This is a genomic window from Citrobacter amalonaticus Y19, assembly GCF_000981805.1.
GTDB lineage: Bacteria > Pseudomonadota > Gammaproteobacteria > Enterobacterales > Enterobacteriaceae > Citrobacter_A > Citrobacter_A amalonaticus_C.
The window spans coordinates 1,168,628-1,190,283 of the sequence record NZ_CP011132.1; the positions used below are offsets into that span (position 1 = coordinate 1,168,628).

The 21,656-nt window shown below is 55.7% G+C and carries 21 protein-coding genes and 2 pseudogenes; 19 read left to right on the forward strand and 4 right to left on the reverse strand.

Features of this window, described 5'->3' with window-relative positions; translation table 11 throughout:
- Nucleotides 1–29: 29 nt before the first annotated feature.
- On the reverse strand, nucleotides 30–686 hold the full coding sequence (gene flgA / locus F384_RS05310; RefSeq protein WP_046478973.1) for a flagellar basal body P-ring formation chaperone FlgA: 657 nt from the start codon (nucleotides 684–686) through the stop codon (nucleotides 30–32).
- Between the two features lie 156 nt (nucleotides 687–842).
- On the opposite strand from flgA, the gene flgB reads away from it, so the two are divergent.
- The 11 genes from flgB to flgL all read left to right on the forward strand — a co-directional run bounded on the left by flgB (nucleotide 843) and on the right by flgL (nucleotide 10,734).
- Entirely contained in the window at nucleotides 843–1,259 is a 417-nt protein-coding gene (gene flgB, locus F384_RS05315) for a flagellar basal body rod protein FlgB (RefSeq protein ID WP_042319669.1), read from the forward strand.
- Between the two features lie 3 nt (nucleotides 1,260–1,262).
- Entirely contained in the window at nucleotides 1,263–1,667 is a 405-nt protein-coding gene (gene flgC, locus F384_RS05320; protein WP_042319667.1) for a flagellar basal body rod protein FlgC, read from the forward strand.
- A gap of 12 nt (nucleotides 1,668–1,679) precedes the next feature.
- A complete protein-coding gene (gene flgD / locus F384_RS05325; protein WP_046478975.1) occupies nucleotides 1,680–2,378 on the forward strand; it encodes a flagellar hook assembly protein FlgD in 699 nt (232 codons plus the stop codon).
- 25 nt (nucleotides 2,379–2,403) lie between these two features.
- Nucleotides 2,404–3,678: a flagellar hook protein FlgE gene (gene flgE, locus F384_RS05330; protein WP_046478976.1), complete on the forward strand. Its 1,275-nt coding sequence runs from the start codon at nucleotides 2,404–2,406 to the stop codon at nucleotides 3,676–3,678.
- 20 nt (nucleotides 3,679–3,698) lie between these two features.
- The gene (gene flgF, locus F384_RS05335; RefSeq protein WP_044258017.1) at nucleotides 3,699–4,454 is read left to right on the forward strand and encodes a flagellar basal-body rod protein FlgF; all 756 of its coding nucleotides are present in this window, start codon (nucleotides 3,699–3,701) and stop codon (nucleotides 4,452–4,454) included.
- 13 nt (nucleotides 4,455–4,467) lie between these two features.
- Nucleotides 4,468–5,250: a flagellar basal-body rod protein FlgG gene (gene flgG / locus F384_RS05340; protein ID WP_042319653.1), complete on the forward strand. Its 783-nt coding sequence runs from the start codon at nucleotides 4,468–4,470 to the stop codon at nucleotides 5,248–5,250.
- 57 nt (nucleotides 5,251–5,307) lie between these two features.
- Complete coding sequence (gene flgH, locus F384_RS05345) at nucleotides 5,308–6,006, forward strand: flagellar basal body L-ring protein FlgH (protein ID WP_046478981.1); 699 nt, start codon at nucleotides 5,308–5,310, stop codon at nucleotides 6,004–6,006.
- A gap of 12 nt (nucleotides 6,007–6,018) precedes the next feature.
- On the forward strand, nucleotides 6,019–7,116 hold the full coding sequence (locus F384_RS05350) for a flagellar basal body P-ring protein FlgI (RefSeq protein WP_046478982.1): 1,098 nt from the start codon (nucleotides 6,019–6,021) through the stop codon (nucleotides 7,114–7,116).
- Nucleotides 7,116–8,066: a flagellar assembly peptidoglycan hydrolase FlgJ gene (gene flgJ / locus F384_RS05355; protein WP_046478984.1), complete on the forward strand. Its 951-nt coding sequence runs from the start codon at nucleotides 7,116–7,118 to the stop codon at nucleotides 8,064–8,066. Before F384_RS05350 ends, flgJ begins: the two co-directional genes overlap by 1 nt.
- Nucleotides 8,067–8,131: 65 nt before the next feature.
- The gene (gene flgK / locus F384_RS05360; RefSeq protein WP_046478986.1) at nucleotides 8,132–9,766 is read left to right on the forward strand and encodes a flagellar hook-associated protein FlgK; all 1,635 of its coding nucleotides are present in this window, start codon (nucleotides 8,132–8,134) and stop codon (nucleotides 9,764–9,766) included.
- A gap of 14 nt (nucleotides 9,767–9,780) precedes the next feature.
- Entirely contained in the window at nucleotides 9,781–10,734 is a 954-nt protein-coding gene (gene flgL, locus F384_RS05365) for a flagellar hook-associated protein FlgL (protein WP_046478988.1), read from the forward strand.
- A gap of 83 nt (nucleotides 10,735–10,817) precedes the next feature.
- Here the strand turns inward: flgL and F384_RS05370 are convergent.
- Nucleotides 10,818–11,111: pseudogene (locus tag F384_RS05370) on the reverse strand (MFS transporter); the annotation flags it as partial.
- Here F384_RS05370 and F384_RS05375 point away from each other — a divergent pair.
- Nucleotides 11,101–11,301, forward strand: a pseudogene (locus F384_RS05375) (LysR family transcriptional regulator); the annotation flags it as partial. The pseudogenes F384_RS05370 and F384_RS05375 overlap by 11 nt on opposite strands.
- 40 nt (nucleotides 11,302–11,341) lie before the next feature.
- Here the strand turns inward: F384_RS05375 and rne are convergent.
- Nucleotides 11,342–14,668, reverse strand: coding sequence for a ribonuclease E (gene rne, locus F384_RS05380; RefSeq protein ID WP_046478994.1), 3,327 nt, complete (start codon nucleotides 14,666–14,668; stop codon nucleotides 11,342–11,344).
- Nucleotides 14,669–15,240: 572 nt separating this feature from the next.
- On the opposite strand from rne, the gene rluC reads away from it, so the two are divergent.
- Nucleotides 15,241–16,194 (forward strand): 23S rRNA pseudouridine(955/2504/2580) synthase RluC, encoded by a 954-nt coding sequence (gene rluC, locus F384_RS05385; RefSeq protein WP_052746999.1) that lies wholly within the window; start codon nucleotides 15,241–15,243, stop codon nucleotides 16,192–16,194.
- Nucleotides 16,195–16,271: 77 nt separating this feature from the next.
- Here rluC and F384_RS05390 read toward each other — a convergent pair whose 3' ends face one another.
- Entirely contained in the window at nucleotides 16,272–16,856 is a 585-nt protein-coding gene (locus tag F384_RS05390; RefSeq protein WP_046478997.1) for a Maf family protein, read from the reverse strand.
- 197 nt (nucleotides 16,857–17,053) lie between these two features.
- Here F384_RS05390 and yceD point away from each other — a divergent pair, with 197 nt between their 5' ends.
- The 6 genes from yceD to fabG all read left to right on the forward strand — a co-directional run bounded on the left by yceD (nucleotide 17,054) and on the right by fabG (nucleotide 21,645).
- Entirely contained in the window at nucleotides 17,054–17,575 is a 522-nt protein-coding gene (gene yceD, locus F384_RS05395; RefSeq protein WP_046478999.1) for a 23S rRNA accumulation protein YceD, read from the forward strand.
- 16 nt (nucleotides 17,576–17,591) lie between these two features.
- Nucleotides 17,592–17,765, forward strand: a complete 174-nt coding sequence (gene rpmF / locus F384_RS05400) for a 50S ribosomal protein L32 (protein ID WP_000290727.1) — start codon at nucleotides 17,592–17,594, stop codon at nucleotides 17,763–17,765.
- 80 nt (nucleotides 17,766–17,845) lie between these two features.
- Complete coding sequence (gene plsX / locus F384_RS05405) at nucleotides 17,846–18,922, forward strand: phosphate acyltransferase PlsX (RefSeq protein WP_072015706.1); 1,077 nt, start codon at nucleotides 17,846–17,848, stop codon at nucleotides 18,920–18,922.
- Nucleotides 18,923–18,999: 77 nt separating this feature from the next.
- On the forward strand, nucleotides 19,000–19,953 hold the full coding sequence (fabH, locus tag F384_RS05410) for a beta-ketoacyl-ACP synthase III (protein WP_046479400.1): 954 nt from the start codon (nucleotides 19,000–19,002) through the stop codon (nucleotides 19,951–19,953).
- A 15-nt stretch (nucleotides 19,954–19,968) separates the two neighbouring features.
- Nucleotides 19,969–20,898: an ACP S-malonyltransferase gene (fabD, locus tag F384_RS05415; RefSeq protein WP_046479401.1), complete on the forward strand. Its 930-nt coding sequence runs from the start codon at nucleotides 19,969–19,971 to the stop codon at nucleotides 20,896–20,898.
- Nucleotides 20,899–20,910: 12 nt separating this feature from the next.
- The gene (fabG, locus tag F384_RS05420; protein ID WP_042319622.1) at nucleotides 20,911–21,645 is read left to right on the forward strand and encodes a 3-oxoacyl-ACP reductase FabG; all 735 of its coding nucleotides are present in this window, start codon (nucleotides 20,911–20,913) and stop codon (nucleotides 21,643–21,645) included.
- Nucleotides 21,646–21,656 lie beyond the last annotated feature (11 nt).

Sequence of the window (21,656 nt, forward strand, 5' to 3'; positions counted from 1 at the left end):
TCGGCAGCCGCGACAAAATCTTTAACTCATTATAGGTTAATAAGAATATTCCCATCAGGATCGACAATACCGCTGACGATCTGACCCGATAACATTCTCACTCGTGCGTTCTGCGCGACCGCCGCATTGTTCAGGGCTTTACCTTCCGCATTGACGCTAAATCCATCGCCGCTCGCAACCACCTGTACGCGCTGTCCGGCCTTAATCCGCCACGCCTGACGCAGCATATTGAGCTGGATGGGCTGTCCTGGCGCAAGGTCGCGCAGACTCACCGCGTCCTGAACCTGGCTGATATCCAGCACAGTGCGTGGGGGGAGTTGGTCAAGCCGTCCGCGTTTGAGCGTGACGCTGGCCGGGCCAAGCGTCCCTCCACGGGTAACGGGCGCGGCTGCGACCACATAGTTCCCCGTCGCCTGCACGTTGACCTGCAGGTAACGCTTTTCATTGGCGCAACGTGCCAGCACATTCACGTTCCCCCACAGCTTTGCCCCGGTCATGCTGAACGCCGGCGTTTCACAATGCGGCAGCAGATTGGGCGCGGTACGCACGGTAACGACCACGTCGTCGCTGAATCCCGCCAGACGCTGGACGAACCAGTCGTTAAGCTGCGCATTCAAATCCTGAGCCAGCGTCAGGGGGCTGAACAGCAGCGCCAGCATGGCTAATCCACGTTTTAACGTTTGCATTGTCACCTCCCACCGTTTTGGCAATGACAGGATTCTACCCGCGTGACGCAACCATCAACGCAACAAATAGCGACCCATTTTGCGTTTATTCCGGCGATAACGCGCGCGTAATGGGATTTAAGCTGTCGGCTGAATTTTGTCATCTGCGGAGGAGATATGCTCGATAAGCTCGACGCCGCCTTACGTTTTCAACAGGAAGCGCTGAATCTGCGCGCCCAACGGCAAGAGGTGTTGGCCGCCAACATTGCGAACGCCGATACGCCGGGGTATCAGGCGCGCGACATGGATTTTGCCAGTGAGTTAAAAAAAGTCATGGTGCGTGGACGGCAAGAAACCAGCGGTGTGTCGCTGGCATTAACCTCCGCACAGCATATTCCCGCCCAGGCCATCACGGCACCGTCTACGGATCTGCTCTACCGCATTCCCGACCAGCCTTCACTCGACGGCAATACCGTCGACATGGATCGGGAGCGCACCCAGTTTGCGGATAACAGCCTGAAGTACCAGATGAGTCTGACCGCATTGAGCGGACAGATTAAAGGCATGATGAACGTGCTACAGGGGGGGAACTAATCCGTGGCGCTGCTGAATATTTTTGATATTGCCGGTTCGGCATTAACGGCGCAGTCCAAGCGCCTGAACGTGGCCGCCAGTAACCTGGCCAACGCCGACAGCGTCACGGGACCGGATGGTCAACCGTATCGCGCAAAGCAGGTGGTCTTCCAGGTGGATGCGGCTCCAGGTGCGGCAACGGGCGGCGTGAAAGTGTCGGACGTCATTGAGAGTCAGGCACCGGACAAGCTGGTCTATGAGCCAGGCAATCCGCTGGCCGATGCCAATGGCTACGTGAAGATGCCTAACGTCGATGTGGTCGGAGAGATGGTGAATACCATGTCGGCTTCCCGCAGTTATCAGGCGAACGTCGAAGTCCTCAACACCGTTAAGAGCATGATGCTTAAGACGCTGACACTGGGCCAGTAAAAGGAGACAGCCATGTCAATTGCGGTAAACGTTAACGATCCGACAAACACCGGTGTGAAAAGCGCCAGCAACGGGAGTTCCCTGTCGGGCAGCAATGCGGCCGATCTGCAAAGCAGCTTTCTGACGCTGCTGGTGGCGCAACTGAAAAACCAGGATCCGACTAACCCGATGCAGAACAATGAGCTGACCACGCAACTCGCGCAGATCAGCACCGTCAGTGGTATTGAGAAACTCAATACCACCCTCGGATCGATTTCCGGGCAGATCGACAACAGCCAGTCATTACAGGCCAGCACGCTGATTGGTCATGGCGTGATGATCCCGGGCACCACCATTCTGGCGGGGAAAGGCAGCGAAGAGGGGGCCACCACCACGACCACGCCGTTTGGCGTTGAGCTGCAACAGCCGGCTGACAAAGTCACCGCCACCATTACCGACAAAGACGGCAAAGTGGTGCGTACGATTGAGATTGGCGCGCTGAAGGCCGGTGTTCACACCTTTACCTGGGACGGCACCCTGACCGATGGCACCACGGCAGAGAACGGCTCATATAACGTGGCGATGACCGCCAGTAACGGCGCAACGCAACTGGTGGCACAACCACTGCAGTTCGCATTGGTGCAAGGGGTGATTCGCAGCAGCAGCGGCAACACACTGGATCTGGGCACCTACGGAACCACCACCCTCGACGAAGTACGGCAGATAATCTAAGCCTTCTCACTAATCAGGAGTCATCATGGCTTTTTCACAAGCGGTTAGCGGTCTGAATGCCGCAGCGACCAACCTCGATGTCATTGGTAACAACATCGCCAACTCCGCAACCTATGGTTTTAAATCCGGTACGGCGTCCTTTGCGGATATGTTTGCCGGTTCGAAAGTCGGTCTGGGGGTAAAAGTCGCAGGCATCACTCAGGACTTTACCGACGGCACGACCACCAACACCGGTCGCGGTCTGGATGTCGCCATCAGCCAGAACGGCTTCTTCCGTCTGGTCGACAGTAATGGTTCTGTTTTCTACAGCCGTAACGGCCAGTTCAAACTGGATGAAAACCGTACCCTGGTCAACATGCAGGGCATGCAACTGACGGGTTACCCGGCAACCGGCACGCCGCCGACTATTCAGCAAGGGGCGAACCCGGGACCGATCACCATCCCGAATACGCTGATGGGTGCGAAAAGTACCGATACCGCGGCGATGCAGATCAACCTGAACTCGACGGACAAGATCCCGGCGAATAAGCCCTTCGCACCAACCGACGCTGACAGCTACAACAAGCGCGCACCTGTGACGGTGTTCGACAGTCAGGGTAATCAGCACGATATTAACCTGTTCTACGTTAAGACGGGCGATAACACCTGGGATGTCTGGACTCAGGACTCCAGTGTCGCGAACTCACCGCTGGTGAAAGCCGCCCAAATGACATTCGATAAGAACGGGGGACTGGATAGTGTTGAAGAATATACGCACAGCACGACATTACCGGCTGAAGACTGGGTATTGAGCGGTACGCCTAACGCGACGCCGTCATTCTCCATTACCACCGGTACGGTCAATGGCGCTATTCCCGCGACCTTCACCCTGAGCCTGCAGAACTCCATGCAGCAGAACACCGGGACTAACGCCGTCATTGCCACCACGCAAAACGGCTACAAGCCGGGCGATCTGGTCAGCTATCAGATTAACGACGATGGCACCGTGGTCGGCAACTACTCCAACGAACAGAAACAGGTGTTAGGGCAGATAGTGCTGGCGAACTTCGCCAACAACGAAGGCCTGGCCTCTCAGGGCGATAACGTCTGGGCCGCCACGCAGGCGTCCGGCGTGGAGCTGCTGGGGACGGCGGGGACCGGTAACTTCGGTAAGCTGACCAACGGCGCACTGGAGTCTTCGAACGTGGATCTGAGTAAAGAACTGGTGAACATGATCGTCGCCCAGCGTAACTATCAGTCGAACGCGCAGACCATCAAGACCCAGGACCAGATCCTCAACACGCTGGTTAACCTGCGCTAAGCGCCTGACGGGATAACGTAATGGATCACGCAATCTATACCGCGATGGGGGCGGCCAGTCAGACGCTGAACCAACAGGCGGTGACGGCCAGCAACCTGGCGAATGCCTCGACGCCGGGATTTCGTGCGCAGCTCAATGCGCTGCGCGCCGTGCCCGTCGAAGGGCTGTCGCTGCCGACGCGTACGCTGGTCACCGCGTCCACGCCGGGGGCCGATATGACGCCGGGCCAGATGGATTACACCTCGCGTCCGCTGGACGTGGCGTTACAGCAGGATGGCTGGCTGGCGGTACAGACCGCGAACGGCAGCGAAGGGTATACCCGTAACGGCAGCATTCAGGTTGATCCGACCGGACAGTTGACCATTCAGGGGCACCCGGTGATTGGCGAAGCCGGGCCGATTGCGGTTCCGGAAGGTTCGGAAATCACCATCGCGGCGGATGGCACTATCTCAGCGCTGAATCCCGGCGATCCGGCGAACACCATCGCGCCGGTGGGACGTCTGAAGCTGGTGAAGGCCGAGGGTAACGAAGTGCAGCGTGGCGATGACGGGATGTTCCGTCTGACCGCTGCCGCACAGGCAACCCGTGGCCCGGTGTTGCAGGCCGATCCGACCATTCGCGTGATGTCGGGCGTACTGGAGGGCAGCAACGTCAACGCGGTGTCCGCCATGAGCGACATGATTGCCAGCGCCCGCCGTTTTGAAATGCAGATGAAGGTTATCAGCAGCGTGGATGACAACGCTGGTCGCGCTAACCAACTGCTGTCGATGACTTAATACAGGACATTTTATGATCAGTTCATTATGGATCGCCAAAACCGGCCTGGACGCGCAGCAAACCAACATGGATGTGATTGCCAACAACCTGGCAAACGTCAGCACCAATGGTTTTAAGCGTCAACGCGCGGTGTTTGAAGATCTGCTTTACCAGACCATTCGTCAGCCTGGCGCGCAGTCTTCTGAGCAGACCACGCTGCCGTCCGGTCTGCAAATCGGTACCGGCGTGCGTCCGGTGGCGACTGAGCGTCTGCACAGCCAGGGCAACCTGTCGCAAACCAACAACAGTAAAGACGTCGCCATTAAAGGTCAGGGGTTCTTCCAGGTCCTGCTGCCGGATGGCACCTCAGCGTATACCCGCGATGGATCATTCCAGGTCGATCAGAATGGTCAACTGGTGACCGCTGGCGGCTTTCAGGTTCAGCCAGCGATTACCATTCCGGCTAACGCTCTGAGCATCACCATCGGTCGTGACGGTGTGGTGAGCGTGACCCAGCAGGGACAGGCGGCACCCGTTCAGGTGGGTCAGCTTAACCTGACGACCTTTATGAACGATACCGGTCTGGAGAGCATCGGCGAAAACCTGTACACCGAAACCCAGTCTTCCGGCGCGCCGAATGAGAGCACGCCGGGTCTGAACGGGGCCGGTCTGTTGTACCAGGGCTATGTCGAGACCTCCAACGTCAACGTCGCGGAGGAACTGGTCAATATGATTCAGGTTCAACGCGCTTACGAAATCAACAGCAAAGCGGTCTCAACGACCGATCAGATGCTGCAAAAACTGACGCAACTTTAAGGCGTTGTCCGGTGAGGCTTGCACCTCACCGGCACCCTGATTCAGAAGATAAAGGTAATGCAAAAAAACGCTGCGCACGCTTACCCGATCATGGCCCTGCTGGTGGTTACACTGTCAGGATGTGCCTGGATACCTTCCACTCCGCTCGTCCAGGGCGCGACCACGGCGCAGCCTATTCCTGGCCCGACGCCGGTGGCAAATGGTTCGATTTTTCAGTCCGCGCAGCCCATCAACTATGGCTATCAGCCACTGTTTGAAGACCGTCGCCCGCGCAACATCGGCGATACGTTGACCATCGTACTGCAGGAAAACGTCAGCGCCAGTAAGAGCTCTTCCGCCAACGCCAGTCGCGATGGCAAAACCAACTTTGGCTTCGATACCGTTCCACGTTATCTGCAAGGGTTATTCGGCAACGCGCGCGCGGACGTCGAAGCTTCCGGTGGTAACACGTTTAACGGCAAGGGCGGGGCCAACGCCAGCAATACCTTTAGCGGCACGCTGACCGTGACTGTCGATCAGGTGCTGGTTAACGGTAATTTACACGTCGTGGGTGAAAAACAGATCGCCATTAACCAGGGCACTGAGTTCATCCGCTTCTCCGGGGTTGTGAATCCGCGCACCATCAGCGGCAGCAACTCCGTTCCGTCAACGCAGGTTGCGGATGCACGTATTGAATATGTCGGTAACGGCTACATCAACGAAGCGCAAAATATGGGCTGGCTCCAGCGTTTCTTCCTTAACCTGTCGCCGATGTAAGCGAGGTCTCCCATGTTGAAATCTGTTGTTGGACTGGTCCTGGTCCTCGCCGCCACGCTGGCGCATGCCGATCGTATCCGCGATCTGACCAGCGTGCAGGGCGTGCGTGAAAACTCGTTAATTGGCTACGGCCTGGTGGTGGGGCTGGACGGGACCGGTGACCAGACCACCCAGACGCCATTTACCACCCAAACCCTGAACAACATGCTCTCGCAGCTCGGGATCACCGTGCCAACCGGGACGAACATGCAGTTGAAAAACGTCGCGGCGGTGATGGTCACCGCCTCCTTCCCGGCCTTTGGGCGTCAGGGACAAACCATCGACGTGGTGGTGTCATCGCTGGGGAACGCGAAAAGTCTGCGCGGCGGTACGCTGCTGATGACGCCGTTGAAAGGGGTCGACAGCCAGGTGTATGCGCTGGCGCAGGGCAACATTTTAGTCGGTGGTGCCGGGGCGTCTGCGGGGGGAAGCAGCGTGCAGGTGAACCAGCTTAACGGCGGGCGGATCACCAACGGGGCCACTATTGAGCGTGAGTTGCCCAGCCAGTTCGGCGCGGGTAATACGCTGAACCTGCAACTGAATAATGAAGATTTCACCATGGCGCAGCAAATTGCTGACACCATCAACCGGTCGCGCGGCTTTGGCAGCGCTACCGCGCTGGATGCGCGTACGATTCAGGTTCGCGTGCCGAGCGGCAACAGTTCTCAGGTTCGCTTCCTTGCGGATATCCAGAATATGGAGGTGAGCATGACGCCGCAGGATGCGAAGGTGGTGATCAACTCACGTACCGGTTCGGTGGTGATGAACCGCGAAGTGATGCTGGATAGTTGCGCCGTTGCGCAGGGGAATCTCTCGGTCACCGTTAACCGTCAGGCCAACGTCAGCCAGCCGGATACGCCGTTTGGCGGCGGTCAGACGGTGGTGACGCCGCAAACGCAGATTGACCTGCGCCAGAGCGGCGGTTCGCTGCAAAGCGTCCGCTCCAGCGCGAATCTGAACAACGTGGTCCGTGCGCTGAATGCGCTGGGGGCAACGCCGATGGATCTGATGTCAATTCTGCAGTCCATGCAGAGCGCCGGTTGCTTACGCGCGAAACTGGAAATCATCTGATGATTAGCGACAGCAAACTGATGGCCAGCGCCGCCTGGGATGCGCAATCGCTGAACGAACTGAAGGCGAAGGCGGGTCAGGATCCGGCGGCGAACATCCGTCCGGTAGCCCGCCAGGTGGAAGGGATGTTCGTCCAGATGATGCTGAAAAGTATGCGTGAAGCGCTGCCGAAAGACGGCGTTTTCAGCAGCGATCAGACGCGTCTGTATACCAGCATGTATGACCAGCAGATTGCGCAGCAGATGACCGCCGGGAAAGGACTGGGGCTGGCGGAAATGATGGTTAAGCAGATGACGCAGGGGCAGGCGCAGCCTGCGGAAGAGACCCCGCAGGTGCCGATGAAGTTCCCGCTGGAAACGGTGACCAGCTATCAGAATCAGGCGCTGACGCAACTGGTGCGTAAAGCGATGCCGAGAACGCTGGAGAGCAATGATGAACCGCTCTCCGGCGACAGCAAAGACTTCCTCGCGCAGCTGTCCCTTCCTGCCCGTCTGGCCAGTGAACAGAGTGGCGTTCCGCATCACCTGATTCTGGCGCAGGCGGCGCTGGAATCGGGCTGGGGCCAGCGGCAGATCCGCCGGGAAAACGGCGAACCGAGCTTCAACCTGTTTGGCGTGAAAGCTTCCGGCAACTGGAAAGGGCCGGTGACGGAAATCACCACGACCGAATATGAAAACGGCGAAGCGAAGAAGGTGAAGGCTAAATTCCGCGTGTACAGCTCGTATCTCGAAGCGCTGTCGGATTACGTCGGTCTGCTGACCCGCAATCCGCGCTACGCGGCGGTGACCACGGCGGTCACCGCAGAGCAGGGCGCACAGGCGTTGCAAAGCGCCGGCTATGCCACCGACCCGAACTATGCACGCAAATTGACCAGCATGATCCAACAGCTGAAGTCGATGAGCGAGAAGGTGAGTAACGCCTACAACACGAATCTCGACAATCTCTTCTAAATGGCTCAAGTCTCGTGACCTGCTGCCGATAATGATTTGTAACTGAAGGATTAAAAGGAACATCCATGTCCAGCTTGATTAATAACGCCATGAGCGGGTTAAGCGCGGCTCAGGCGGCGCTGAATACTGCCAGTAACAACATTTCCAGCTATAACGTTGCGGGCTATACCCGTCAGACGACCATCATGGCGCAAGCCAATAGCACGCTGGGTGCGGGTGGTTGGGTGGGCAATGGTGTCTATGTTTCGGGTGTGCAGCGCGAATACGATGCGTTTATCACCAATCAGCTGCGTGCGGCGCAGAATCAGAGTAGCGGTCTGACGACCCGTTATGAGCAGATGTCCAAAGTCGATAATCTGCTGGCCAGCAAAACCAGCTCTGTCTCCACGTCAATGCAGGATTTTTTCACCAGTCTGCAAACGTTGGTGAGTAACGCCGAAGACCCGGCGGCGCGCCAGACGCTGATTGGCAAAGCCAATGGGCTGGTTAACCAGTTTAAAACGACCGACCAGTATCTGCGCGATCAGGACAAACAGGTCAATATTGCGATCGGTTCCAGCGTCGACCAGATCAACAACTACAGCAAGCAGATTGCCAGCCTGAACGACCAGATCTCACGTCTGACCGGCGTGGGGGCAGGGGCTTCGCCGAATGACCTGCTTGATCAGCGCGACCAGTTGGTCAGCGAACTGAACAAAATTGTCGGCGTGGAAGTCAGCATTCAGGACGGCGGCACCTATAACATTACCATGGCGAACGGCTATTCACTGGTGCAGGGCAGCAATGCGCGCCAGTTAGCGGCAGTTCAGTCGCAGGCCGATCCTTCGCGAACCACCGTTGCCTATGTGGATTCCATCGCGGGCAATATCGAAATTCCGGAAAAACTGCTCACGACCGGGTCGCTCGGCGGTCTGCTGACCTTCCGTTCTCAGGATCTGGATCAGACGCGTAACACGCTGGGACAACTGGCGCTGGCCTTTGCGGATGCCTTTAACCAACAGCACAGGGAAGGGTACGATGCGAATGGCAATACTGATGTCGATTTCTTTAGCATCGGCAGCCCGGCTGTGTATGGCAATAAGAAGAATACGGGCAGCATCTCCGCGACGGTGAAGACCGCTTCAGAAGTCCAGGCGACCGATTATAAGATGGTCTACGACGGGGCCAAATGGCAGGTCACGCGTCTTGCTGATGGCACCACTTTTGAAGCCACCGAAGATTCGGGCAAACTGACTTTTGATGGTCTGGAAATTACCGTTGATACAACGGCGGCTGAAAATGACAGCTTCATCGTCAAGCCGGTCAGCGACGCCATCATTAACATGGGCGTTAAGGTCACTAACGAATCGCAAATTGCAATGGCTGAGAGCGCCACGGCAGGCGAGAGCGACAACCGTAACGGTCAGGCACTGCTGGATCTGCAAAAAAACGACACCACCGTGGGCGGCTCAAAATCGTTTAACGACGCCTATGCGACGCTGGTAAGTAATGTGGGTAGCAAAACCGCGACGCTGAAAACCAGCAGCACTACCCAGGGCAACGTGGTGACACAACTGAGCAATCAGCAACAGTCTATTTCCGGCGTCAACCTTGACGAAGAGTACGGCAACCTGCAACGCTTCCAGCAATATTACCTGGCTAATGCCCAGGTGTTGCAAACCGCCAATTCTCTGTTTGATGCACTGCTGAGTATTCGCTAAGGGAGCACGAAACGATGCGTATCAGTACCCAAATGATGTACCAGCAGAACATGCGCGGTATTACCAATTCCCAGGCGGAATGGATGAAGTACGGTGAGCAGATGTCGACGGGGAAGCGGGTGATCAATCCGTCTGACGATCCCATCGCCGCCTCGCAGGCCGTGGTGCTGTCACAGGCGCAGGCGGAGAACAGCCAGTTCGCCCTGGCGCGAACTTTTGCCACGCAGAAGGTTTCGCTGGAAGAGAACGTACTGAATCAGGTGACAACCGCGATTCAGAACGCGCAGGAAAAAATCATCAGTGCCGGTAACGGAACGCTGAGTGACGATGACCGCGCCTCGCTGGCGACTAACTTACAGGGGATCCGCGATCAGTTGATGAACCTGGCAAACAGCACCGACGGCAATGGTCGCTATATTTTTGCTGGTTATAAAACAGAAACGGCTCCGTTTGCTCAGGCTGACGGCACCTACAGCGGCGGTACGGATAGCATCACCCAACAGGTCGATGCTTCCCGCTCGATGATCATCGGCCACACCGGCAACAAAATTTTCGACTCGATCACCAGTAATGCGGTTCCGGAACCTGACAATGGGACGTCCGAAACCAACCTCTTCAGAATGCTGGATTCAGCGATTGAGTCACTGAAATCGCCGGTGGGTGATGATGAAGCGCTGAAAGAGCAGGCGAAAGCGGTGATTGATAAAACGAACCGTGGCCTGAAGAACTCGCTCAACAACGTACTGAGCGTACGTGCGGAACTGGGCACCCAACTGAGTGAGTTGAGTTCACTGGACTCGCTGGGGACCGATCGGGCATTAGGGCAAACGCAGCAGATGAGTAATCTGGTGGATGTGGACTGGAACGCGGCGATTTCGTCGTACGTCATGCAGCAGGCGGCGCTTCAGGCATCTTATAAAGCCTTTACTGATATGCAGGGGATGTCGCTGTTCCAGCTCAACCGCTAATACCAATTTAAAACATATCATGAAACTGGGTATGTTTTGTCTGCCCACTCCATCTCACCCCGGAGCGGGCATTTTTTTGCCGGTTACATGCTAACGCGTTGCTGGGTAAATGATCGCTTCCCCGCCAGTCTGATGATCAGCGCGATGGCTCCACTCAGCGTGGCCAGCGTGACGACGCCTTGCCAGTTCGCCAGCGCATAAACCTGACTGCCAAGCACCGAACCCAGCGCCATACCGATAAAAACGACGCTGAACAGCAGCGCGTTCAGGCGACCCCGTGCATGTGGCTCCAGGCTATACACCAGGTTCTGGTGTGCGACCAGGCTCGATTGCAGCCCCAGGTCAAACCCGACGGCGGAAAGCGCAATCAGCATCCACACGGTGGCAGAAGATATCGCGCAAGGGCGACTCGTTGAGTTAGTACCTGGCTGGCAGGCCGCACCTTTGCCGGCGCATCTGGTCTACCCGTGGGCGCGATATCATCCTGGTCGCCTGCGCAAATTTCTGGAATTGATGAAAAAGGTGATGCCGGAACTGGCGGGCATGCGGCGGCCAGAAGTGGAATAAAAAAAGCCGACCCGGAGGTCGGCTTTTTACGCTATCGATTTTACTCGACAGGTTGAGGGCGGGTCGGTCCGGCGGACGCATGCTGCGTGGCGCTGTGACCACCTGCGGCACCTTTGCCATCAAAGGCGAAAGCAGGGCGCTGCCAGTCACTGTGGCGCGACGCTTCCGGCACGTATTCCGGCGCTGGCGCGCGGGTCATCGGTGCGGTTGCGTGGCTATGCTCAGCAATCGTTTCTGCTGCTACCGGTGCGGTGATTTCCGTGACCGGTGCAACGTCAACGGTTTCGGCGACCGTCGCAGGTACGGTTGGCGCCTCAACGACCACAGGCGCTTCAACCGGTTCTGCAACCACTTCAGACGCTACAACCGCTTCAGGCGCTGCAACCACTTCAGGTTCTGCAACCACTTCAGGCTCTGCAACTGCTTCAGGTTCAGCGGTGACAGGTTCAACCACAACAACGTCAGTTTCTACCGCCATTGTTTCAGGTTCTACTGCGACGACTTCAGGCGCCTCTTCAACTACCAAAGCGGCTTCCTGCGCTTCAGCGACAGGTTCTGCTTGAGCGGCAACGTCTTCAGCGACAGGGACATCGGCATCGGCAATCACTTGCGGTTGCTCAGCCACCGGGGCGGCTATCACTTCCGGATGCGAGGTTTCAACCACTGCTTCAGCCTGAACCGGTGCTTCTGTCACCGTTTCAACAACTGTTTCAACCGCAGCAACGGTTTCAACGGCAGCAACTACCGCTTGCGGTTCGGTCACAACGGATTGTGCCTGCACCTGTTCGATTTCCTGTGCTTCTGGCTGCGCATCCTGAGGACGTGCTACCGGGTAGCGGATCCACACTTTACCGGACGCCATTTCAGGAGAGGCGCAAGCAACCGTCAACGGCATCGGCGACTGCAGTGGGTAACGCTCATCACGGTAACGACGGCGACGCTGACCACTCACGCGCAGATGGCGCGGGGAACGGCGGGAACGACGCGGCATACCCGTGTTATCACGCGCTTCACCGTTGTCATCCTGCTCAGACGTAACTTCAGTTACCACCGGCAATGGCACTTTCACCAGCTCGGTGCTTTGTGTCGGTGCAGTCTGTTCTGCGATCGGTGCGGCAACGCTCTCTTCGGTGGCGGCTTCTACCACTTCCATTTCGGACGCATTGTTATAGCGGACTTTCTGGTTCAACTGACGCTGTTTACGGCGCGGCTGAACCGGACGAACGCGCTCTTCCTGTTCGGTCTCCGGGGTCTGCTGCTCGTCGAGATTCAGCGCTTTCACTTCTTGCTGAGCCTGACGTTTGTCTTCGTTGCGACGGCGGTTACGTTCGCGACGCGGCTGCTGCTCATCACCAGACTTCACTTTATCCGCAGCGTCAGTAGACGGCTGACGGTTATCGCGGGTCTCGGCATTCTGCTGCGCGTTGCGGCGATTGCGGCGGTTCTCGTCACGGTTTTCACCGCTCTCTGAACGTTCGCCACGATTATCGCGGTTATCACGACGTTCGCTGCGATCGTTACGGTCGCGGCGGTTGTTCTGACGCTTACGGCGATCCTGTTGACGTTCCGGCTTCTCTGTGACAGTCGGTGCAGGCTGCTCGGCAGGTTTTGCTTCTTCGCTACCGCTGAACAGTGATTTCAGCGCGCCAAAGAAACGGCTCAACAGACCCGGTTCAGCCGGTCCGACTGGGGCAACCACGGCCTTCGGCGCAGCGGCTTGCACTACCGGTTCGGCAGGCGTTGGCTCAGGCGGAACGTCCGGCATCGCAAATGTGGCAAGGGCGGGTTGTTCCGGGCGTTTACGTTCGGCGAACTCTTCTTCAGAAGACGGTAACGCCATTGCTTCTTCATGCAGCTTCGGCAGCATGTAGCTCAGGGTCGGCGTCTCTTCACCTTTACGCACGCGCAGCACGGAGTAGTGCGGCGTTTCCATCTGATCGTTTGGCACGATCACACAGCGCACGCCATCCTGACGGGTTTCAATCGCATTTACTGCTGTACGCTTTTCGTTGAGCAGGTAAGAGGCAATCGGTACAGGCACAATCGCGTGGACTTCCTGGGTATTCTCTTTCAGCGCTTCTTCTTCAATCAGACGCAGAATAGACAGGGACAGCGATTCGTTGTCGCGCACGGTGCCGGTACCGCTACAGCGCGGGCAGACGTGATGGCTGGACTCGCCCAGCGACGGGCTCAGGCGCTGACGGGACATCTCCAGCAGGCCGAAGCGGGAAATATGGCTTATCTGGATACGCGCGCGATCCTGACGAACCGCTTCACGCAGACGATTTTCCACCGCACGCTGATGGCGTACCGGGGTCATGTCTATGAAGTCGATAACGATCAGGCCGCCGAGGTCACGCAGGCGCAACTGACGAGCGATCTCATCGGCCGCTTCCAGGTTGGTGTTAAACGCGGTTTCTTCGATATCGCCGCCGCGGGTCGCGCGAGCGGAGTTGATGTCGATGGCGGTTAACGCTTCAGTGCTGTCGATAACGATAGAGCCACCGGAAGGCAGACGCACTTCACGCTGGAAGGCGGACTCAATCTGCGACTCGATCTGATAGTGGCTGAACAGCGGGATTTCACCGGTGTAGAGCTTAATTTTGCTACTGAAATCCGGACGACCCAACGCCGCAATATGCTGGCGCGCCAGTTCGAGCACTTTCGGGTTATCGATGAGGATTTCACCGATATCCTGACGCAGATAGTCGCGGAAGGCGCGAACAATCACGTTGCTCTCCTGGTGGATCAGGAACGGAGCAGGGCGACTTTCAGCCGCTTTCTGAATGGCTTCCCAGTGTTTCAGACGGAAACTTAAGTCCCACTGCAGCGCTTCGGCAGATTTGCCGACGCCCGCGGTACGCACGATAAGGCCCATGCCATCAGGCAGTTCAAGGCTTGCCAGCGCTTCTTTCAGTTCCGTACGGTCATCACCTTCGATGCGACGAGAGATGCCGCCCGCGCGCGGGTTGTTTGGCATCAGAACCAGATAGCTACCCGCCAGGCTGATAAAGGTGGTCAGCGCAGCGCCTTTATTGCCGCGTTCTTCTTTATCAATCTGAACAATAACTTCCTGGCCTTCGCGCAGCACATCTTTGATGTTCGGACGACCATGAGCGTTGTAATTGGTAGGGAAATATTCGCGGGCAATTTCTTTTAACGGGAGGAAACCGTGACGTTCAGCGCCGTAATCAACAAAAGCTGCTTCCAGACTCGGTTCAATACGGGTGATTTTGCCTTTATAGATGTTCGCTTTTTTCTGTTCATGTCCAGGACTTTCAATATCCAGGTCGTACAGACGCTGCCCATCTACAAGGGCAACACGCAACTCTTCCTGCTGAGTTGCGTTGATTAACATTCTTTTCATCGTAACTTACTCATTATTCTTACATTGACGACTAAGCTGCGGGCAGAGTATTGCCTTTCCGGGTGTGAACCGATGGCCTCGTGTCTATTCGCGTCGCCAACCTCACGGTTATCGTCAGCTCAAAGAGGCGCAGAGTGTCGGTTGCCTGCATTTCATACGGAAACGCAGCGCAATTATCAGGGGAACCGCCTGGGTATTACTCTCCAGAGAAGATCCGATCTACCGGTAAGGACTGCAACCCGCAGCCCGCTAACTGTCTGAAAGATCAATACGTCTTACGCCATTGCTGCGTGGATGATCGTTCGGACAAAATGGGTCTTTCCGTAAAATTCCTTGTTTTAACAAGATTCAGCACGGAAGCGGTGACATTATTCCACTGCTAACCTTGTTATAGCAAGATGACTTTTACCATTTATCACCCGCTTACTCACAGTTTTTTCACTTCTGAACGGTGATTGGTTTAATAACCACCAAATCAGTCATGAAGCACGTGAGTGAAGAAGGTTAAAGATAAATATAAGCATAGAAAAATGAGTGGCGCTAATCCTTATGGCTATTTAGAATCGGCCCCCATGAAAACAGAGACTCCATCCGTAAGAATTATTGCGATTACTGCTGACGAAGCGGGGCAACGCATCGATAACTTTTTGCGCACGCAACTCAAAGGCGTACCGAAAAGTATGATTTATCGCATTTTGCGTAAAGGCGAAGTGCGGGTGAATAAAAAACGCATCAAACCCGAATACAAACTGGAAGCGGGCGATGAAGTGCGTATTCCGCCCGTTCGCGTGGCTGAACGTGAAGACGAGGCGGTTTCACCGCATCTGCAAAAAGTGGCGGCACTGGCTGACGTCATCCTTTATGAAGACGACCATATCCTGGTGTTGAATAAGCCGTCGGGAACCGCTGTGCATGGCGGCAGCGGGTTAAGCTTTGGCGTGATTGAAGGCTTACGTGCCTTGCGTCCGGAAGCGCGTTTCCTCGAACTGGTACACCGCCTTGACCGCGATACGTCGGGCGTGCTGCTGGTGGCGAAAAAACGCTCGGCGCTGCGTTCGCTGCATGAGCAACTGCGCGAGAAGGGGATGCAGAAAGATTATCTCGCCCTGGTGCGCGGGCAGTGGCAGTCGCATGTCAAAACGGTTCAGGCGCCTTTATTGAAAAACATTCTGCAAAGCGGCGAACGCATTGTGCGGGTGAATCAGGAAGGCAAACCGTCCGAAACGCGCTTTAAGGTAGAAGAGCGCTACGCCTTTGCCACGCTGGTTCGCTGTAGCCCGGTGACCGGCCGCACACACCAGATCCGTGTCCACACCCAGTATGCGGGACATCCTATTGCCTTTGACGACCGCTACGGTGACCGTGAGTTCGATAAGCAACTGGCAGGAACCGGTTTATCACGGCTGTTCCTGCATGCGGCTGCGCTGAAGTTTACCCATCCAGGCACGGGTGAGGTACTGCGTATCGAAGCGCCGATGGACGATCAACTGAAGCGCTGTTTGCAGGCGCTGCGTAAGCCAGCCTGATTGCCGCGAACGCAACTTATCAGGCCTACAAATCATGCGTAGGCCTGATAAGCGTAGCGCCATCAGGCAAGACACGGTTATGCTTTGAGCGGGTTCATCTCCTCACGACGTAACATCTGGCACAGCGCAATCAGCGGCAAACCAATCAGCGTGTTGGGGTCGCGGCCTTCTAAACGCTCAAAGAGCGCAATTCCCAGTCCTTCGCTTTTAAAACTCCCTGCGCAGTGTAGCGGGCGCTCTTTACGCACGTAGTCTTCAATTTCCGCGTCGCTGAGATGGCGGAAGTGAACATCAAACGGCTCCACTTCCGTCTGTAAATGTCCCGTCGCGGAGTTATACAGCGCCAGACCGGTATAGAACGTAACGATATTGCCGCTGGCTTTGGCTAACTGCTGGCAGGCTTTCTCTTCCGTTAAAGGTTTACCGGTGATTTCACCGTCCAGCACACACACCTGATCGGAACCAATAATAAGATGCGCCGGATAGCGGTGAGCCAGTGATTGCGCTTTCTCTTGCGCCAGACGAGTGACTAAGTGGCGAGGACTCTCTGCGGGCAACGGCGTTTCGTCTACTTCCGGAGCCGCGCATTCAAAAGGCATTGCTAGCTTTTCCAGCAAAACGCGGCGCCAGGGAGATGTGGAGGCAAGAATGAGAGTAGGCATATTTTTTCCACCAGATATAGCGTATTGATGAGAGCCATTTTAAACTATGCTCTTCGTCCTTCAGGTGTGCCGCTTTGGCGTCTCCTGAGCGAAAATAAGTCTGTAAACCGCAATGTGTGCGAATTATTGGCAAAAGGCAACCGCAGGCTGCCTTTTTCTTTGACTATATGACGTTACAAAGTTAATATGCGCGCCCTATGCAAAAGGTAAAATTACCCCTGACTCTTGATCCGGTTCGTACGGCTCAAAAACGCCTCGATTATGAAGGTATTTATACTTCTGATCTGGTAGAGCGCGTCGCCGATTCTGTAGTCAGTGTGGACAGTGATGTGGAATGCGCCATGTCGTTCGCTATCGATAACCAGCGCCTTGCCGTTATTACCGGTGATGCAAAGGTTTCGCTAACGCTCGAATGTCAGCGTTGCGGGAAGCCGTTTCCTTATCATGTTCACACAACGTATTGTTTCAGTCCGGTTCGTTCTGACGAACAGGCTGAAGCACTCCCGGAAGCGTATGAGCCGATTGAGGTTAACGAATTCGGTGAAATCGATCTGCTTGCAATGGTGGAAGATGAAATTATCCTCTCCTTGCCGGTAGTTCCGGTGCATGATTCTGAACACTGTGAAGTGTCCGAGGCGGACATGGTCTTTGGTGAATTGCCTGATGAAGCGCAAAAACCAAACCCATTTGCCGTATTAGCCAGCTTAAAGCGTAAGTAATTGAGGAGTAAGGTCCATGGCCGTACAACAGAATAAACCAACCCGTTCCAAACGTGGCATGCGTCGTTCTCATGACGCTCTGACCGCAGTCACCAGCCTGTCTGTAGACAAAACTTCTGGTGAAAAACACCTGCGTCACCACATCACTGCCGACGGTTACTACCGTGGCCGCAAGGTAATCGCTAAGTAATCACGCATCTGCGTGATGAAGCTTAGTGAGGAACTTCCCCGTTACGACGGGGAAAGACCGAACCAGGCGGCGAAACGACTTTGACACGTCTAACCCTGGCGTTAGATGTCATGGGGGGAGATTTTGGCCCTTCCGTGACAGTGCCTGCAGCATTGCAGGCACTGAATTCTAATTCACAACTCACACTTCTTTTAGTCGGGGATCCCGATACAATCACGCCATTACTCGCTAAAGCTGACTTTGAACAACGTTCGCGTCTGCAGATTATCCCTGCTCAGTCAGTTATCGCCAGTGATGCCCGGCCTTCGCAGGCAATCCGCGCCAGTCGCGGTAGCTCGATGCGTGTGGCGTTGGAACTCGTGAAAGAAGGGCGAGCACAAGCCTGTGTCAGCGCCGGGAATACCGGAGCGCTCATGGGACTTGCAAAGTTATTGCTCAAACCGCTGGACGGTATTGAGCGTCCTGCGTTGGTGACAGTTTTACCGCACCAGCAGAAAGGAAAGACGGTGGTCCTCGATTTGGGGGCAAATGTCGATTGCGACAGCAACATGCTGGTGCAATTTGCCATTATGGGCTCGGTGCTTGCGGAAGAAGTGGTTGGTATTAACAACCCTCGCGTGGCCTTGCTCAACATCGGCGAAGAAGAAACCAAGGGTCTCGACAGTATTCGGGATGCCTCTGTGGTGCTAAAAACAATCCCTTCCATCAATTACATCGGCTATCTTGAAGCCAATGAGTTATTGACGGGGAAAACGGATGTTCTGGTATGTGACGGTTTTACAGGCAATGTCACATTAAAGACGATGGAAGGTGTTGTCAGAATGTTCCTTTCACTGCTGAAATCTCAGGGTGAGGGTAAAAAACGGTCGTGGTGGCTGCTGATATTAAAACGTTGGTTACAAAAAAGCCTGGCGAGGCGATTCAGTCACCTCAACCCCGACCAGTATAATGGCGCCTGTCTGTTAGGATTGCGCGGCACGGTGATAAAAAGTCATGGTGCGGCCAATCAGCGAGCGTTTACCGTCGCGATTGAACAGGCAGTGCAGGCGGTGCAGCGACAAGTTCCTCAGCGAATTGCCGCTCGCCTGGAATCTGTATACCCAGCTGGATTTACAATGCTGGACGCTGGCAATGGCGACACATCACAGCCACACTGATTACGGTGTGGCGTGAGAGCCCCAGCCTCTTAGCCGTTGTGATGCGCGGTATATAACCAAAAAGTGACTGAGCGTACATGTATACAAAGATTATTGGTACTGGCAGCTATCTGCCTGAACAGGTGCGGACTAACGCCGATCTGGAAAAAATGGTCGATACGTCTGACGAGTGGATTGTCACCCGTACAGGTATCCGTGAACGCCATATTGCTGCGCCGAATGAAACCGTCTCAACGATGGGTTTTGAGGCGGCTCAACGCGCGCTGGAAATGGCGGGCATTGATAAAGAACAGATTGGCTTGATTGTGGTAGCGACCACCTCAGCGACACATGCATTCCCCAGCGCAGCATGCCAGATTCAGAACATGCTGGGCATCAAAGGCTGCCCGGCATTTGACGTCGCCGCAGCATGCGCCGGTTTTACTTACGCGTTGAGCGTTGCCGATATGTACGTTAAATCCGGCGCGGTCAAACACGCGCTGGTGATCGGTTCCGATGTTCTGGCACGCACCTGCGATCCAACCGATCGCGGAACCATCATTATTTTTGGCGATGGTGCAGGTGCCGTGGTGCTGAGCACCTCCGACAAGCCGGGCATCATCTCTACCCACCTGCATGCAGACGGCCGTTATGGCGAACTGCTGACGCTGCCGAATGCCGATCGTGTGAATCCGGAAAATTCGATTCATCTGACCATGGCCGGTAACGAAGTGTTCAAAGTGGCAGTCACTGAGCTTGCGCACATCGTTGACGAGACGCTGGAGGCCAATAACCTCGATCGTTCAGAACTCGACTGGCTGGTTCCACACCAGGCTAACCTGCGTATCATCAGTGCGACGGCCAAAAAACTGGGCATGTCGATGGACAATGTGGTGGTGACTCTGGACAGACACGGTAACACGTCTGCGGCCTCCGTCCCTTGCGCGCTGGATGAAGCCGTGCGTGACGGACGTATCAAAGAAGGTCAGCTCGTGTTGCTTGAAGCCTTTGGCGGTGGATTCACCTGGGGCTCCGCGCTGGTTCGTTTCTAGTATAAGGATTTAAACATGACGCAATTCGCATTTGTGTTCCCTGGACAGGGTTCCCAGACCGTTGGGATGTTAGCTGATATGGCGGCAAGCTACCCCATCGTCGAAGAGACTTTTGCCGAAGCTTCTGCGGCGCTGGGCTATGACCTGTGGGCGCTGACCCAACAGGGGCCAGCAGAAGAACTGAACAAGACCTGGCAGACTCAGCCTGCGCTGTTAGCCGCGTCCGTTGCGCTGTATCGCGTCTGGCAACAGCAGGGCGGTAAAACGCCAGTGCTGATGGCGGGTCATAGCCTGGGTGAATACTCTGCGCTGGTTTGTGCCGGTGTCATTAATTTTGCTGATGCGGTGCGTCTGGTTGAACTGCGTGGTAAATTCATGCAGGAAGCTGTTCCGGAAGGCACAGGTGGCATGTCTGCAATCATCGGTCTCGATGATGCGTCCATTGCAAAAGCCTGTGAAGAAGCGGCAGAAGGCCAGGTGGTCTCACCGGTGAACTACAACTCGCCGGGTCAGGTCGTTATCGCCGGGCATAAAGAAGCCGTTGAGCGTGCCGGTGCAGCCTGTAAAGCGGCCGGTGCGAAACGTGCGCTACCGTTACCGGTGAGCGTACCGTCTCACTGTGCGCTGATGAAGCCGGCGGCGGAAAAACTGGCGGCGGAATTAGCAAAAATTACTTTTAACGCGCCGTCTGTACCGGTTATCAACAACGTGGACGTGAAGTGCGAAACTGACGCGAACGCCATTCGCGATGCGCTGGTGCGCCAGTTGTACAGTCCGGTACAATGGACGAAGAGCATCGAATTAATGGCGTCGCAGGGTGTCGAACACCTGTATGAAGTGGGACCGGGTAAAGTTCTCACGGGCCTGACCAAACGTATTGTTGATACCCTGACGGCCTCGGCTCTGAACGAACCGGCGGCGATGTCGGCGGCACTTGCGCAATAAAAGAGGAACACCATGAGTTTTGAAGGAAAAATCGCGCTGGTTACCGGTGCAAGTCGCGGTATTGGCCGCGCAATTGCAGAGACGCTCGTTGCCCGTGGCGCGACCGTTATCGGTACCGCGACCAGCGAAAGTGGCGCTCAGGCCATTAGCGATTACTTAGGTGCGAAGGGTAAAGGTCTGATGTTGAATGTGACTGATCCAGCATCTATCGAATCTGTTCTGGAAAAGATTCGCGCAGAATTTGGTGAAGTGGATATCCTGGTCAATAATGCCGGTATTACACGTGATAACCTGCTGATGCGAATGAAAGATGATGAGTGGAACGATATTCTCGAAACCAATCTTTCATCGGTTTTCCGCCTGTCAAAAGCGGTAATGCGCGCTATGATGAAAAAGCGTCATGGACGTATTATCACTGTCGGTTCTGTGGTTGGTACCATGGGAAATGCGGGTCAGACTAACTACGCTGCGGCGAAAGCGGGTCTGATCGGCTTTAGTAAATCGCTGGCGCGCGAAGTTGCGTCCCGCGGTATTACGGTGAACGTTGTTGCTCCGGGCTTTATTGAAACGGACATGACGCGTGCGCTGACTGATGAGCAGCGTGCGGGTACGTTGGCGGCAGTTCCTGCAGGTCGTCTTGGTGATCCGAAAGAGATTGCCAGTGCGGTTGCATTTTTAGCCTCTGACGAAGCAGGTTACATCACGGGTGAGACTTTGCACGTCAACGGCGGGATGTATATGGTTTAACCACGAGATAC